General features: G+C 53.7%; 11 protein-coding genes and 4 tRNA genes. 6 read left to right on the top strand and 9 right to left on the bottom strand.

Going from position 1 to position 14,146, the window contains the following annotated elements; translation table 11 throughout:
* Window positions 1–5 precede the first annotated feature (5 nt).
* A complete protein-coding gene (locus HZS80_RS11710) occupies window positions 6–899 on the bottom strand; it encodes an AraC family transcriptional regulator (RefSeq protein WP_179916174.1) in 894 nt (297 codons plus the stop codon).
* A gap of 220 nt (window positions 900–1,119) precedes the next feature.
* On the opposite strand from HZS80_RS11710, the gene HZS80_RS11705 reads away from it, so the two are divergent.
* Window positions 1,120–2,181 (top strand): NAD(P)-dependent alcohol dehydrogenase, encoded by a 1,062-nt coding sequence (locus HZS80_RS11705; protein WP_179916173.1) that lies wholly within the window; start codon window positions 1,120–1,122, stop codon window positions 2,179–2,181.
* Between the two features lie 115 nt (window positions 2,182–2,296).
* On the opposite strand, the gene lnt is transcribed toward HZS80_RS11705, so the two are convergent.
* From lnt to miaB, 5 genes are all read right to left on the bottom strand, one after another.
* Window positions 2,297–3,778: an apolipoprotein N-acyltransferase gene (gene lnt / locus HZS80_RS11700; protein WP_179916172.1), complete on the bottom strand. Its 1,482-nt coding sequence runs from the start codon at window positions 3,776–3,778 to the stop codon at window positions 2,297–2,299.
* Between the two features lie 63 nt (window positions 3,779–3,841).
* On the bottom strand, window positions 3,842–4,741 hold the full coding sequence (locus HZS80_RS11695) for an HlyC/CorC family transporter (protein WP_179916171.1): 900 nt from the start codon (window positions 4,739–4,741) through the stop codon (window positions 3,842–3,844).
* 148 nt (window positions 4,742–4,889) lie between these two features.
* Window positions 4,890–5,396, bottom strand: a complete 507-nt coding sequence (gene ybeY / locus HZS80_RS11690) for an rRNA maturation RNase YbeY (RefSeq protein ID WP_179916170.1) — start codon at window positions 5,394–5,396, stop codon at window positions 4,890–4,892.
* Window positions 5,393–6,472, bottom strand: a complete 1,080-nt coding sequence (locus HZS80_RS11685) for a PhoH family protein (RefSeq protein ID WP_179916169.1) — start codon at window positions 6,470–6,472, stop codon at window positions 5,393–5,395. The genes ybeY and HZS80_RS11685 overlap by 4 nt, the downstream gene beginning before the upstream one ends.
* 97 nt (window positions 6,473–6,569) lie before the next feature.
* Window positions 6,570–7,913, bottom strand: coding sequence for a tRNA (N6-isopentenyl adenosine(37)-C2)-methylthiotransferase MiaB (miaB, locus tag HZS80_RS11680; protein WP_035560095.1), 1,344 nt, complete (start codon window positions 7,911–7,913; stop codon window positions 6,570–6,572).
* A 181-nt stretch (window positions 7,914–8,094) separates the two neighbouring features.
* Between miaB and HZS80_RS11675 the strand changes: the two genes are divergently transcribed.
* The 4 genes from HZS80_RS11675 to HZS80_RS11660 all read left to right on the top strand — a co-directional run bounded on the left by HZS80_RS11675 (window position 8,095) and on the right by HZS80_RS11660 (window position 9,038).
* A tRNA-Asn gene (locus HZS80_RS11675) sits at window positions 8,095–8,170 on the top strand.
* 58 nt (window positions 8,171–8,228) lie between these two features.
* Window positions 8,229–8,304 (top strand) — tRNA-Asn (locus tag HZS80_RS11670).
* A gap of 67 nt (window positions 8,305–8,371) precedes the next feature.
* A tRNA-Asn gene (locus HZS80_RS11665) sits at window positions 8,372–8,447 on the top strand.
* A gap of 225 nt (window positions 8,448–8,672) precedes the next feature.
* On the top strand, window positions 8,673–9,038 hold the full coding sequence (locus HZS80_RS11660; RefSeq protein ID WP_008957347.1) for a metalloregulator ArsR/SmtB family transcription factor: 366 nt from the start codon (window positions 8,673–8,675) through the stop codon (window positions 9,036–9,038).
* Window positions 9,039–9,169: 131 nt separating this feature from the next.
* On the opposite strand, the gene HZS80_RS11655 is transcribed toward HZS80_RS11660, so the two are convergent.
* Window positions 9,170–11,290, bottom strand: coding sequence for a carboxy terminal-processing peptidase (locus HZS80_RS11655; protein WP_179916168.1), 2,121 nt, complete (start codon window positions 11,288–11,290; stop codon window positions 9,170–9,172).
* Window positions 11,291–11,428: 138 nt separating this feature from the next.
* Between HZS80_RS11655 and HZS80_RS11650 the strand changes: the two genes are divergently transcribed.
* Window positions 11,429–12,748, top strand: a complete 1,320-nt coding sequence (locus HZS80_RS11650) for a M18 family aminopeptidase (protein ID WP_179916167.1) — start codon at window positions 11,429–11,431, stop codon at window positions 12,746–12,748.
* An 80-nt stretch (window positions 12,749–12,828) separates the two neighbouring features.
* Here the strand turns inward: HZS80_RS11650 and HZS80_RS11645 are convergent.
* Both HZS80_RS11645 and ychF read right to left on the bottom strand, forming a co-directional pair.
* Window positions 12,829–12,905, bottom strand: a tRNA-Met gene (locus HZS80_RS11645).
* A 77-nt stretch (window positions 12,906–12,982) separates the two neighbouring features.
* Complete coding sequence (gene ychF, locus HZS80_RS11640; RefSeq protein ID WP_007113453.1) at window positions 12,983–14,074, bottom strand: redox-regulated ATPase YchF; 1,092 nt, start codon at window positions 14,072–14,074, stop codon at window positions 12,983–12,985.
* Window positions 14,075–14,146: the final 72 nt, after the last annotated feature.

The following is a 14,146-nucleotide window of genomic DNA, read 5'->3' as shown; positions in this document are numbered from 1 at the left end:
TCATTTTAAGCACGTAACGCCTGCTCTTGACGGCGATGCTGAAGCGGGGGCTCGCCAAAGTAGCGCTTATAGTCGCGGCTAAACTGAGGCACGCTGCGGTAACCCACCGCCGCAGCGGCCTGATTGACGTTATGGTTATCCTGCAGCAGTAACTGCTGTGCTTTGATTAAGCGAAGCCGTTTCAAATACTGGGCCGGGGACGAGCGAGTAATCTGCTTGAAGTGCTGGTGAAACGTCGACGCACTCATATTGGCCTGTGCAGCCAACTGTTCAACGCTAAAGTCTTGGGCAACGTTAGCATGGAGTTTTGAAAGCACCTGCACAATGCGTGAATAATTACCGTGCCCCAAAACCAGTGCCCTCAATGCTTGGCTTTGCTCGCCCTTTAGCGCCTCAAATACCACATCACGGATCCGTGCGGTGCCCATGGTGTTGCACTCTACCGCTTCATTTAGCGTGCGTGCCAAGCGCAAAACGGCGTCTTGCATGCCCTCTGTCATGGCCACTGAAGCCATTGGTAAGGGTGTCTGGTCGTGATACCCGGCGTTACCCATGGCGGTGACCATCTCGCTTAACAGTGCCGGATCAAGGCGTACCGATATACCCAGCAACGGAGCTTCCGGTGAACCGTAGGTTTCACACTCAAAGGGAAGTGGTAGCGTTTGGACTAAATAGTGACCGGGATCGTAATAGATTTCGCGATCACCCAGATAACCCATTTTTCTTCCCTGGGCAATGATAGTCAGGCTTGGCTCATACAGAAGCGGGGTCCGTACCTGATGGCGGCTTAAACAGAGTAATGACACGCCCGGCAGAGGGGTGTCACTGATACCGTCACGCTTGATGAGAGGGGCGATAACAGCAGCCAGCGCATTGCCAGCCTGAGCGGTTGAGGCCATGATTGTTCTCTCTGGTTTCTGGTGGCTTTTGTACAATCATATCGATTTTTGGCTATTTTTTGTTATTTTATTACGTGCCGTCGGAGTAATTGGCAAAAATGGCGTAGCTTCGTTCATCGCTATCATTACTGAATAGGCCAATACTATTGGCATGCCTCGCACGCGAGGGATATGTCTGCTGATGTATAAGGCAGTCTTTTGATGATGAGGAGTTCTACCGATGAGCCAAGCATTATCCTATGCGGCATTTGCTAACGATAAGCCCTTAGCACCGTTTTCGTTTGATCGTCGCCAGCCGCGCCCCGATGACGTTGCCATCGAAATTCTTTACTGCGGCGTTTGCCACAGTGACCTGCACTTTGCACGTAACGATTGGGGCATGAGTCAGTACCCCGTCGCGCCCGGCCATGAAATTGTCGGACGCGTGACCTCTGTCGGCGATAAAGTATCGCGCTTTAAAGCCGGTGACCTGGTGGGTGTCGGTTGTATGGTCGACTCATGCCGTACCTGTGCTGCCTGCAAAGACGGCGTAGAGCAGTACTGCCTGGAAGGCTTCACCATGACCTATGGTAGCGAAGACCGCCAAGACGGCACCATGACCCAGGGTGGCTACTCCGACTCCATCGTAGTGAGTGAGCACTTTGTACTGCAGATGCCTGATGGTATCGATCTAGCCTCAGCAGCGCCGATTCTTTGTGCCGGTGTGACGACCTATTCACCGCTCAAGCATCATGGCGTCGGTAAAGGCCATAAAGTTGGTGTGATTGGTATGGGTGGCTTAGGCCATATGGGCGTTAAACTGGCTAAGGCGTTGGGTGCGGAAGTCACCGTATTCACCCGCTCAGATGCCAAGGTTGAAGAAGCTAAGCGCAACGGTGCTGACCACGTGGTGGTTTCCAGCGACCAGGCGCAGATGGATGCCGTGGCTGAAACCTTCGACTTTATGCTCGACACCGTACCCGTACAGCATGACCTTAACCCTTACCTGAAGTCGCTGAAGTACGACGGTACGCACATTATTGTCGGTTTGCTTGAACCTATTGAGCCAGCCATTGAAGCCTTTAACTTGGTCTTCAAACGTCGTGTGGTTGCCGGTTCGCTGATTGGTGGCATTGCAGAGACCGAAGAGCTGCTCAAGCTTTGCGCTGACCAAGGCATTACCTGTGATATCGAGATGTTGGATATCAACAACATCAACGAAGGCTTTGAGCGCATGGAAAAAGGCGATGTACGCTATCGCTTTGTGATTGATATGGCGACGTTGAAAAACAGCGCTGCCTAATCTATTGGCATTCACTTGCCCTTAGCGCTAGCTTGAACCAACGAAATGGCCCGCGTCCTACAAAGGACGCGGGCCATTTTGCTACGGGCGAGTACTATGTATCAGTTTTTCTGTATCAGCTTTTTGCGTCACGTTGGCCGCCTCGCGCAGCAACGCCGGGTAAAAGCAACAAGCCTGCTAGCAGCCAAGCGGGCCAACTGCCTGTGCGGGTAAACGGTGTCAAACCTTCCATGGCGTAGAATTCGCCGGTTATCAGAGTCGTTTCGAACTGCGGTGCGCGCTCAACGATATGCCCTTTGGGGTCGATAATCGCCGTAATGCCGTTGCTGGTGGCGCGGACCACATAGCGACCATTCTCTAGCGCTCGCAGTCGGGCCATCTGCAAATGCTGATGAGGGCCAATTGAGGCGCCAAACCAAGTGTCGTTGGAGACCGTCATGATGACACCGCTGTCTTGCGCGCGGCGGGCAACTAACTGCGGGTAGATAATTTCATAGCAGATCGCGTTGCCGATATTTATCCCCGCGGCCTGCATGGGTATTTGCTCGTGCTCGCCTTTGGTAAAGGTCGACATGGGAAGGTCAAAGAAATCAATCGCCCCGCGGAGTACGCTCTCCAGCGGCAAGTACTCGCCAAAAGGCACTAAGTGCTCTTTCTGGTAGCTGCCCTCTACATTGCCTACGCCAATAACGCTATTGAAATAGCGCTCTTGATTGTCGCGCTGAACGATGCCGGTGAGCAGGGCGACATCGGGCGGTAGGTTAGATTGTACTCGTTCCAGCACTGGGCGGGCCTGGGTTTCCATCATCGGCAGAGCGGTTTCAGGCCAGATAATCAGGTCAACGTCGTCGGCAACTTCGCGAGTTAGTTCGCTGTAGGTGTTAGCGGCTTCCCGTTGCCCTTCAGGGGTCCACTTCAATAGCTGCGGCAGATTACCTTGTAACAGGGCGACACGGGTGGGCTCATCTACTGGTGTGGTCCACTGCTGAGGCAATGCCAACGGGACTAGCCAAATAGCTGCCAGTGGTGCGAGTGCCCACCATTGACGGCGCAGCAGTAGTTCAGCACCAAGCGCACCGCTAAGTGCTACTAATAGAGAAAGCAGATAGACGCCACCAACGGGTGCCCAGGCGGCTAGTGGCGAATCGACATAGCCAGAGCCCAGCAGCAGCCAGGGAAAGCCGGTAAACAGGTAGGTACGTAGCACCTCGCCCAACACCCAGGCACCGGCAAAGCTGATAAATGCTAGCCGGGCGGAGGTGAAACGGCGATAGAGCCAGAAGGTCCCGGCAAAAAACAGCGCCAAAATCGTCACGAACAGCGCGGTTAGGAAAACGGCCAGGGGTACACCGGTATAGCCATAGTCGTGAATAGAGACATACACCCACGAAGTGCCGCTGGCGAAGAGCGCCACGCCATATAGCCACCCCTTTAGGGCCGCCTGGGCGGGGGTTAACGTGTGCAGGCCCGTGAAAAGTAAACCAATCGCCACCGGGCCAAGCCACCACAGTTCAAACGGTGAGGCCGTTAGGGTGGTGAATCCACCAGCAACCAGGGCGGCAAGCAGCTGTAACAAAAACGCGGGGGGTAAACCCATAGCGATAACCTATCTACGGTAAAGTGCGAGAAAGCGGATAGAGAGTAGAGTGACGATCAGCGACTAGGCAGGCTTGTTTTCCTGATCATCATCTTCTTCGTCATCACGGCGCGTATCACGGTAGGCTTCGAGTAGACGAATACGACGGGTGTCAGCATTGAGGATCACAAATCGCCAGCCACCAAGAATGGTATGTTCTCCGCGCCGAGGCAGATGGCCGAACTGTTGCATTACCAGGCCGCCAACGGTATCGAACTCATCGTCAGAGAACTCAGTGTCAAAACGTTCGTTAAAGTCTTCGATGGGGGTTAACGCACGAATGGCATAGCGGCCGTTTTCAATCTCGCGGATATCGTCTTCTTCATCGGTATCGTGCTCATCTTCGATGTCGCCGACGATCTGCTCAAGAATATCTTCGATGGTGATAATGCCTGCGGTGCCGCCATACTCGTCAACGACGATGGCCATGTGATTATGGGTATCACGAAACTCTTTGAGCAGGCTGTTAAGGCGTTTGGATTCAGGAATAAACATTGCCGGGCGCAAGATATCATCAAGCTTAAAAGCATCTCGCTGGGCCTGCGTTTGGGATAGCAGTGGTAAGAGGTCTTTTACCAGTAGAATGCCTTTTACATCATCCAGATTTTCGCCAATCACCGGGTAGCGGGAGTGGCCGGTTTCCTGAATGAGGGGTAGGTAGCCGTCGTTGGTTTGATCCAGCGCGATGGCTGAGACTTGGGAACGCGGTATCAGCACTTCGCGTACCTGCTGGTCGCTGATTTCAAGCGCGCCTTCGATAATCATGATGGCGTCTTGGTCCAGCTTTAGTTTCCCTGCGGTGTGGCGTAAAAACGTCATCAGCTCATCGCGTGAGCTGGGTTCGTCATTGTCTCCGGAAAGGGCGCCAAAGAGTTTCTCGAGCCAGGATTTTTGACTAGGGTTGCTCGATCGGTCTTCGCTCATGCGTCAATTCTCTCGTTTGCTGGCAGTCAGTTGCTAGATGTTAGCTACATCGTCAGGTAGCCGTTTTATCACTGAAGCGGGGGATAGTACCAGATTCATTGTTACGTGAATTAACGCAACCACCATCGAATAATCAAGACGTACGCTTTTAGGCTTCATCACCATCAGGCGCTTGGAAGCTATCGGAGTAGGGATCGGGAATATTCAGCTCTGCCAATAGCTCGCGTTCGAACTGCTCCATCTCCTCAGCTTCCTCATCGTTAATATGATCGTAGCCCATTAAATGCAAGATGCCATGCACGACCATATGAGCATAGTGATGCTCAAGCGGTTTACGCTGCTCGCGAGCTTCCTGAGCCACTACGGCGTGACAAATCACGAGATCACCCAGTAGCGGTAATTCAACCCCGGGCGGGCTCTCAAAGGGAAATGACAGCACGTTAGTGGTTTTGTCTTTGCCCCGGTAGTCGCGGTTAAGCGTCTGACTTTCTCTCTCATCCACGAAGCGGATAGTCACTTCCCGACGCTGGTCATCGGGGTGGTGCGCAAAAACACAGCCCACCCAGTGGGTGAGCTGTGTCAGAGAGGGTAGCAGGGGTTCGTTGATCGCTGCCTGACGATCAATTATCAGCTCATCAATCGTAGGCTCGTTCATCGCGAGCTATCCCATGAGCCTTCTCGCGTTTGCATGCGGGCATCACGTTCTTGCTGGCGCACTTCACGGCGGGCACGCTCTTCCACTTCTTGCTGAGACTCGAACATGTCGTAGGCTTCGATAATACGCTGAACCAAGGGGTGACGAACCACATCCTTGGCGGCAAAGTGGGTAACACCAATGCCTGGGGTGTCTTTCAATACGTCGAGCACCTGAATCAGTCCTGAACGCTGCCCCTTGGGTAAATCGACCTGGGTCACATCGCCGGTAATGACGGCGGTAGAACCAAAACCAATCCGGGTCAGGAACATTTTCATCTGTTCTGGCGTCGTGTTCTGGCTCTCATCCAGAATGATATAGGAATTATTAAGCGTGCGGCCACGCATGTAGGCCAGCGGGGCGATCTCAATTACCTGACGTTCAATCAGTTTGGCCACCTGTTCAAAACCGATCATCTCGTACAGAGCGTCATAAAGAGGACGCAAGTAGGGGTCGATTTTTTGGGCCAGGTCGCCAGGTAGAAAGCCAAGTTTCTCACCCGCTTCGACGGCAGGGCGCACAAGCAGAATGCGGCGTACTTCCTGTTGATTGAGCGCTTCAACCGCCGCAGCGACCGCTAGATAAGTTTTGCCTGTGCCCGCAGGGCCAACACCAAAATTGATATCGTGTTCGCGGATGCTGGACACATAGCGCTGCTGATTAAGGCCACGCGGTTTGATCATGGTGCGCGGCGTGCGCATGATCACTTCGTCGCTGCTACCGCTACCATCTTCTTCATCTTCTATCGCTTCAAGCCCAGATTCCTGTAGGAACAGGTGGACGGTATCGGCTTCAAGTTCGCTGGATGCCGTTTCGCGGTAGAGATGTTCCAGTACGTTTGCCGCTGCTTTAATGCGATTGGTGGGGCCCGCCAGTTGGAACACATTGCCTCGGTTGCGCAGCGTCACGTCCAGACGGCTTTCAATCAGCTTCAAATGCTCGTCCTGCTGGCCGCAAAGGCTAGCAAGGCGCTGCGGATCATTGGGTTCAAGGCTTAAGGTGATGATGCGATTGGCCTGAGGTGTTGGCTGGCTCAAGAGTGGGGAACCCCTCGTTAGTGTGTGTATCGTTCAGCTTACTGCCCCGCCTGAAACGGGGCAATGACCTGTGTTAATGGCGGTGCTAAGTGAACGTTTAATAGCGCTCGGGTGAGGCCAATTCGCCGCGTAGCGAATTGGGGAAGGCCTCGGTGATCTCCACATCGACAAAGTAGCCGATTAGCTCGGTAGGGTTGGCGGCACGGAAGTTCACCACGCGGTTGTTCTCGGTACGCCCTGAGAGTTGGCCGGGGTCACGGGGCGAAAAGCCGTTAACCAGTACACGCTGCGTACTACCCACCATGCGGCGACTAATTTGCGCAGTTTGCTGAATGATCCGCTCCTGCAGAATTGCCAGGCGCTGCTTTTTCACGCTTTCTGGTGTTTCGTCCGGCAGGCCAGAAGCAGGTGTGCCGGGGCGTGCGGAGTAAACGAAGCTGAACGAGTGGTCGAAGCCAATCTGGTGAATCAGGTTCATCGTCGCTTCAAAATCTTCTTCCGTTTCGCCGGGGAAGCCGATGATGAAATCTGAAGAGAAGCTGATATCCGGGCGGTTGGCGCGGATACGCTCCATCTTTTCAATGTACTCCGCCGCCGTATGGCCACGCTTCATGGCGTTAAGAATGCGGTCTGAACCCGACTGTACCGGCAGGTGTAGGTGGCTCACCAGCTCGGGGATATCCGCGAAGGCGTCCACGAGGCTGTCGGTAAACTCAACCGGGTGCGAGGTGGTGAAGCGGACGCGATCGATCCCGTCTACTGCCGCCACACAGGCAATCAGCTCGGCCAGGTCGATCTCGTCGCCAAGCTGATTCTCACCGCGATAGGCATTCACGTTCTGGCCCAGCAGATTTATCTCACGCACGCCCTGATCGGAAAGGTGGATGACTTCATCCATAACCGCTTCAAAGGGACGTGAAACTTCTTCACCACGGGTGTAAGGCACCACGCAGAAGGTGCAGTACTTGGAGCAGCCTTCCATGATCGATACGAATGCGGTGGCGCCATCGGAGGAAGGCTTGGGCAGATGGTCGAACTTTTCGATCTCAGGAAAGGTGACATCCACGGCGGCAATTTGGTTATTACTGCGGGCATCCAGCATTGAGGGGACGCGGTGCAGGGTTTGCGGCCCAAATACCATGTCCACATGCGGTGCGCGCTTGCGAATGGCTTCGCCTTCTTGGCTGGCCACGCAGCCACCCACGCCAATCACCAAATTGGGGTTGGCATCTTTAAGTTTTTTCCAGCGGCCCAGCTGATGAAAAACTTTCTCCTGCGCTTTTTCGCGAATCGAGCAGGTGTTTAACAGAATGACATCGGCTTCACGCTCATTATCAGTGAGTTCGAGCTGGTGAGATTCGCCGAGTAGGTCCGCCATGCGGGAGGAGTCGTACTCGTTCATTTGGCAGCCGTGCGTTTTGATGAAGAGCTTCTTCGCCATCGGTACCTGTCATCTATGAGTCGTCAAGGGACGAGGATGAATGGAGTGTCGGATAGTGGGCCATGCCACTTTTGGATATCCCCATTATACGGGCACAAGAAACCTGGGGCTAGCATTCGGCCATAATCGATACTTGACCATCACATTTCAATGGGTATACTACGCACCGTGTTTGAGCAGTTCCTCGATAGCTCAGTTGGTAGAGCAAATGACTGTTAATCATTGGGTCGCAGGTTCGAGTCCTGCTCGAGGAGCCAATCTTCGCTACCGCTTTAAGGCGAAGGGCTTTGCTTAAAACACGACAACTTATGATGTTCCTCGATAGCTCAGTTGGTAGAGCAAATGACTGTTAATCATTGGGTCGCAGGTTCGAGTCCTGCTCGAGGAGCCAAGTTGTAATACCGTTAGTATCTCTTTAACTGCCTTTTTACGGCGTACCGTTCTGGGTAGTGCATGATTCCTCGATAGCTCAGTTGGTAGAGCAAATGACTGTTAATCATTGGGTCGCAGGTTCGAGTCCTGCTCGAGGAGCCAATTAATTCCCCCTTTTCATTTGCGCCCAGTTTTCTCTGCGTTGACTGAAAGCGTTCATTTCTAGTGTTTCCTTTTCTCCTTTGCTATATCCACTGCCAGCTAATGCCTAGGCAGTTTTTTCGTTTCTGACGTTGTGAGCTGGTTCGCCATTAGAAGTATCGGTGCTTACCGTCAACCGATTTAGTGACGTAAACTACGTTGATAATCCATTGGTTTAGGAAATTTATGGTGGGCAACGTTACTGCGCCCCAGGCGCTGCAAGTATTTAAGTGTTTAAGCGATGAAACGCGTTTGATGCTGGTGCTGCTAATTGCTCAAGAGCAGGAGCTGTGCGTGTGTGAAATGACCCATGCGCTGCAGGAGTCACAGCCCAAAGTATCACGGCACTTGGCTCAGTTACGTCAATGTGGGTTGCTTAGCGATCAGCGTGAGGGGCAGTGGGTCTATTACCGCCTTGCCTCTCAATTACCTGCCTGGGCCCATGATATTGTTCAGGCGGGCACCCAAGGCAGCGCTGTGCAATTAGCGGCGCTCACGCAGCGCTTAACGCGAATGGGTGATCGGCCTGCCCGCCGAGCGGCGCTGTGTTAACGCGATGCAGAGGCAGGCTGGGTGATAAAACAGGCAGGCGATTAAAAAATAGATTAAAAAATAGCGCAATGAAAACGCCGACCCTTACAAAGGAGTCGGCGTTTTTTCTCAGTGTGCTTTAACCGTGCGTGTTAACGCTTAGCCGCTAACCGCTGAGAATCCTGCAAATGGACGTAATCGAGAAGTATCTCTGCTGATTCCAGCACGTAGGCGCGATCGACGGCCAGTGCTTCATCCTCTTCGCTTTCGCTCTCTTGTGAGGCAGCAGCATCATCACTCTCTTCGCCGCCTATTCCTGCCGTGGCGTCTGTCCGAGCGTCCATCCACTCATCCAGCTCTTCCAGGCCCAGCGCACGGCGGCGTTGGTTTTCCAGTGAGAGCTGTTCGGCTTCCTGGGCTTCCATTTCACGCTCGCGCTGTTCGCGGTTTAAGCTCACGCTGGTGTGCTGTTCGCGTAGCTGACGAGCAAGTGTGGACTGGCGTTCAAGATAGCGGAAATTGGCATTATCCTGCGCACGTGCATCATGTTGGGTAATGAGTTGCTCCAGCATGTTTTCAGGTTCGCCATAGCGGCGATATTGAACGTTCTGAACGGTATCCCAGGCTAGTGCGTTATCCAGGCTGCTTTCACCAATACGCTCGGGGTCGATCAGGCTGGGGAAGTCGATATCCGGCTCTACGCCGCGGTTCTGGGTGCTATCGCCAGAAATACGGTAGAACTTGGCGCGAGTTAGCTTGATCTGGCCATGGCTCAGGTCATTAAGCGTTTGCACGGTGCCTTTGCCGAACGTAGGCGTGCCGAGCACTAGGCCTCGACCGTAATCCTGAATAGCGCCAGCGAAAATTTCCGATGCAGAGGCAGAGAGGCGGTTCACTAAGACGCCTAACGGGCCGTCATAGAGCGTGCCTGCTTCGCTATCGCCGTAGAGCTGGATGCGGCCCTGGGCGTCGCGTACCTGTACGGTGGGGCCGCGATCAATAAACAAGCCGATCAATGAATTGGCTTCTTGCAGGGCGCCACCGCCATTGTTGCGCAGATCAAGCACGATACCTTCTACGCCCTCTTCTTTGAGGCGTTCGACTTCTTTGGCAACATCGCGTGTGGTACTGCGATACTCCTCTTCACCGGCTTGCCAAGCGTCAAAATCAACGTAGAACGTGGGCACGTTAATGACCCCAAGGCGGTGCGGCTCGCCGTTGCGCTCGACTTCAATGATTTCACTGCTGGCAGCTTGATCTTCAAGGCTGACGGTATCGCGGGTAATTTCAACGATCTGCGAGCGAGTCATATCGACTGCTTGGGCAGGTACCACATCTAAACGAACGATGGAGCCTTTAGGACCACGAATTAAGTCAACGACGTTATCCAGACGCATACCGACGACATTAACCATCTCGCCTTCTTCCTGGCCAACAGCGATGATGCGGTCTGCTGGTTCCAAGACGCCTGCGCGTTCTGCCGGGCCACCGGGTACTAGGCTTGCGACTTTAACGTACTCGCCGTCCGATTGAAGCAAAGCGCCGATCCCTTCAAGAGAAAGGCTCATCTGAATATCAAACGACTCGCCCTGGCGGGGGGAGAGGTAGCCGGTGTGCGGGTCGATGCTGCCAGTGACCGCTGCCATTAGTACGCCAAACACGTCTTCAGGCTCGGTTTGCTCCAGACGCGTCAGTTGGCCTTCATAGCGCTGACGCAGATTGGTTTCAATCTGTTCGCTGTCCTGGTCGGTTAAGGCAAGGGTTAAAGCGTCATTTTTGAGCCGTTTGCGCCACAGCTCGTCGAGTTCACTTTGCCGGGAGGCCCAGGGGGTGTCTTCACGATCAATCTCTAAGCGTTCATTGCTTTCAAAGTTATCATCAAGGCCTTTATCGAGCTGAGTAAGTAGCGACTCAACGCGGGTGCGTTGACGTTCACTAAATGCGTTATACAAATTGAAAGCGTCATCTAGGTCGCCACTAAAAATGGCGTCTGCCATGCTGGTTTCTAAATGGCGGTAGGCTTCGATATCACTGCGCAGTAGGTAAGCGCGCTGACCGTCAAGAATATCCAAGTAGCGTTGGAAGGCATCCTGCGACCACGCTTCGTCAAAAGTAATATCAGCATAGTGGCCGTAGCGGAGTGAGTCCGCAATTTCCACCGCCGCCTGGCGTTGTTCATCGGTCGGTTCAAGTTGCGCTAAGGCGGCTGGGCTGGTGATGACCAGCATGACAGCCAGGGCGACCGAACGCGAAAGCGTTGCAAACAAGCTCATCAGTCAAGCTCTCCCGGATTTGTGTACACTCATTCTTCCCTAGACCCGCATATGACTCATGAGTTGCGTAGGTCGAGGGAGTATTGTAGCAGGTCACCTGCGTTCTGAGACTCAATCATTACTGTTATGAGGATTTCCATGTCGGAGACTTTCAACGCTGATCGTTTAACGCGGTTGTGCGATTTTCTGCGCCAATCACCAACTCCGTGGCATGCGGCGGGCAATATGGCTGCACGATTGGAGCAAGCCGGCTTTCAGCGGCTGGAAGAGAGGGCTAATTGGCAGCTCACGCCGGGCAAGCGCTACTATGTTACCCGGAATGACTCGGCTATTATTGCGTTTCAACTGCCTGAGTCTGAATTAACGGCACTGCGTATGATAGGTGCGCATACCGATAGTCCGGGGCTGCATCTAAAGCCTAATGCCACTCAGTGCTCAGCGGGTTGGCTGCAATTAGGCGTGCAAGTATACGGCGGTGTTTTGTTGGCACCATGGTTTGACCGTGACCTGGGGTTGGCAGGGCGGGTGCATGTGCGCCATGCCGATGGTCGCCTGGAAAGCGTATTGCTCAATGTTGACCGGGCGATTGCCATGGTGCCGAGCCTGGCGATTCACCTTGATCGTGACGTGAACAGTGGCCGCCCGCTGAATCCGCAGACGCAAATGGCGCCAGTGTTAATGCAAAGCGAGACAGCGACGCTAGCCGAGTTGCTGGCCCAGTGGTTAGAAGAGCAGCACGGCCTGCGGGCGGTGGAAGTGGTTGATTTTGAATTAGGCTTTTACGATGTTCAGTCGCCGTCACTGGTTGGCGTTAAGCAAGAGCTGGTGGCCAGCGCCCGGTTGGATAACCTGCTTTCCTGCTTCATTGGTTTAGAAGCGCTTCTGGATTGCGACGGTAGTCAAGGGGCCCTGCTGGTGGCCAACGATCATGAGGAAGTGGGTAGTGCCAGCGCCTGTGGTGCTCAAGGTCCTTTCCTGACGGATGTGCTAAAGCGCATTAATGGTCAGCTGGAAGGCAAGGGTAGTGAAAAGGGCAGTGATGAGTCACTGATTCAGCTGATTCAGTCGTCGCTGATGATCTCTTGTGATAACGCCCATGCGCTGCATCCCAATTTTCTCGACAAGCACGATGAGCGCCACGGTCCGGCGATTAACGGCGGCCCGGTGATCAAAGTGAATGCGAGCCAGCGCTATGCCACTAATAGTGTTACCGGCGCGCTGTTTCGTGATGTGTGTCGTGAGGCGGATGTCCCGGTGCAGTCGTTTGTGACCCGGGCAGATATGGGTTGCGGCAGCACGATTGGACCGATTACCGCTACCGAGTTAGGCGTACCCACCATTGATGTTGGTATTCCTCAGTGGGCGATGCACTCCATTCGAGAAACCGCGGGTACTAAAGATGTGGAGTACCTCACTCGCGCGCTGACGCAATTTTTAAACCGCACCACGTTGAGTTGATCGTATTGCGCCCACAGCCACAGCCGAGTTAAAGCAAAAAAAAGCCCGCTGACAGAATCAGCGGGCTTTTCAATAAGCTTTGGTGGCTACGCCCTGATTTGAACAGGGGACCCCATCATTATGAGTGATGTGCTCTAACCAGCTGAGCTACGTAGCCTTTCAACGGGGGCGAATGATACTGATAACACTGATTTTAGTCAATGTTTTATTGCTGAGAATGTGGGCGTCGCCGTTTTATACATTAAAACGGAAGTGCACTACGTCGCCATCTTTAACAATGTACTCTTTCCCTTCCAGGCGCCACTTGCCAGCATCTTTAGCGCCTTGCTCGCCACCCAGCGAAACAAAATCGTCATAAGCGACGACTTCGGCACGAATAAAGCCTTTCTGGAAGTCGGTGTGAATGACACCTGCTGCTTCTGGGGCTGTTGCGCCTTCTTTCACTGTCCAGGCGCGAACTTCTTTAACACCGGCAGTGAAGTAGGTTTGTAGACCCAGCAGTGAGTACCCTGCGCGAATGACTCGGTCAAGGCCCGGCTCATCCATGCCCATCTCACTCAGGAACATGGAGCGTTCTTCATCGTCCAGCTCGGCGATTTCAGCTTCCAGCTGATTGCACACGGGGACTACCAGCGCGCCTTCCTCGGCGGCAATTTCATTAACAATATCCAGGTAGGGATTGTTCTCGAAACCGTCTTCATTGACGTTGGCGATGTACATGGTGGGCTTCAGGGTTAAAAAGCCGAAGCTCTTAACCTGACGCTGCTCTTCTTCGCTCAAACCAAAGCTGCGCAGCGGCAAGCCCTCTGCAACATGGGGCTGAATACGGTCAAGAATCGCCTTGGTGGCAATGGCGTCTTTATCGCCGCCTTTTACCGAACGTACCAGGCGCTGGCTGGCTTTTTCGACGGTATCAAGATCCGCAAGCGCCAACTCTAAATTGATCGTTTCGATATCGGCGCGAGGATCGACCTGATTGGCTACATGGATAACATTGTCGTTATCGAAGCAGCGCACCACGTGGGCAATTGCCTGGGTTTCACGGATGTTGGCCAGGAATTTGTTGCCCAAGCCTTCGCCTTTGGAAGCGCCAGCGACCAAGCCCGCAATATCAACGAACTCCATGGTGGTCGGCAGTACTTTTTGCGGCTTGACGATCTCGGCGAGCTTATCAAGGCGCGGGTCCGGCATCGGAACGATACCGACGTTTGGCTCAATGGTGCAGAAAGGGAAGTTTTCTGCATCGATGCCTGACTTCGTCAGTGCATTAAATAGCGTGGACTTGCCGACGTTAGGCAGGCCGACGATGCCGCAATTGAAACCCATAAAATGTTCCTGAAAATAAGGTGGTAGGGCGTAAATATAATCGCCATTCTACGAGATGCGCTAGCCGTCAGC

Origin of the sequence: Vreelandella glaciei (genome assembly GCF_013415125.1) — a bacterium.
GTDB lineage: Bacteria > Pseudomonadota > Gammaproteobacteria > Pseudomonadales > Halomonadaceae > Vreelandella > Vreelandella glaciei.
This window is presented reverse-complemented; position numbering and strand designations above follow the sequence as displayed.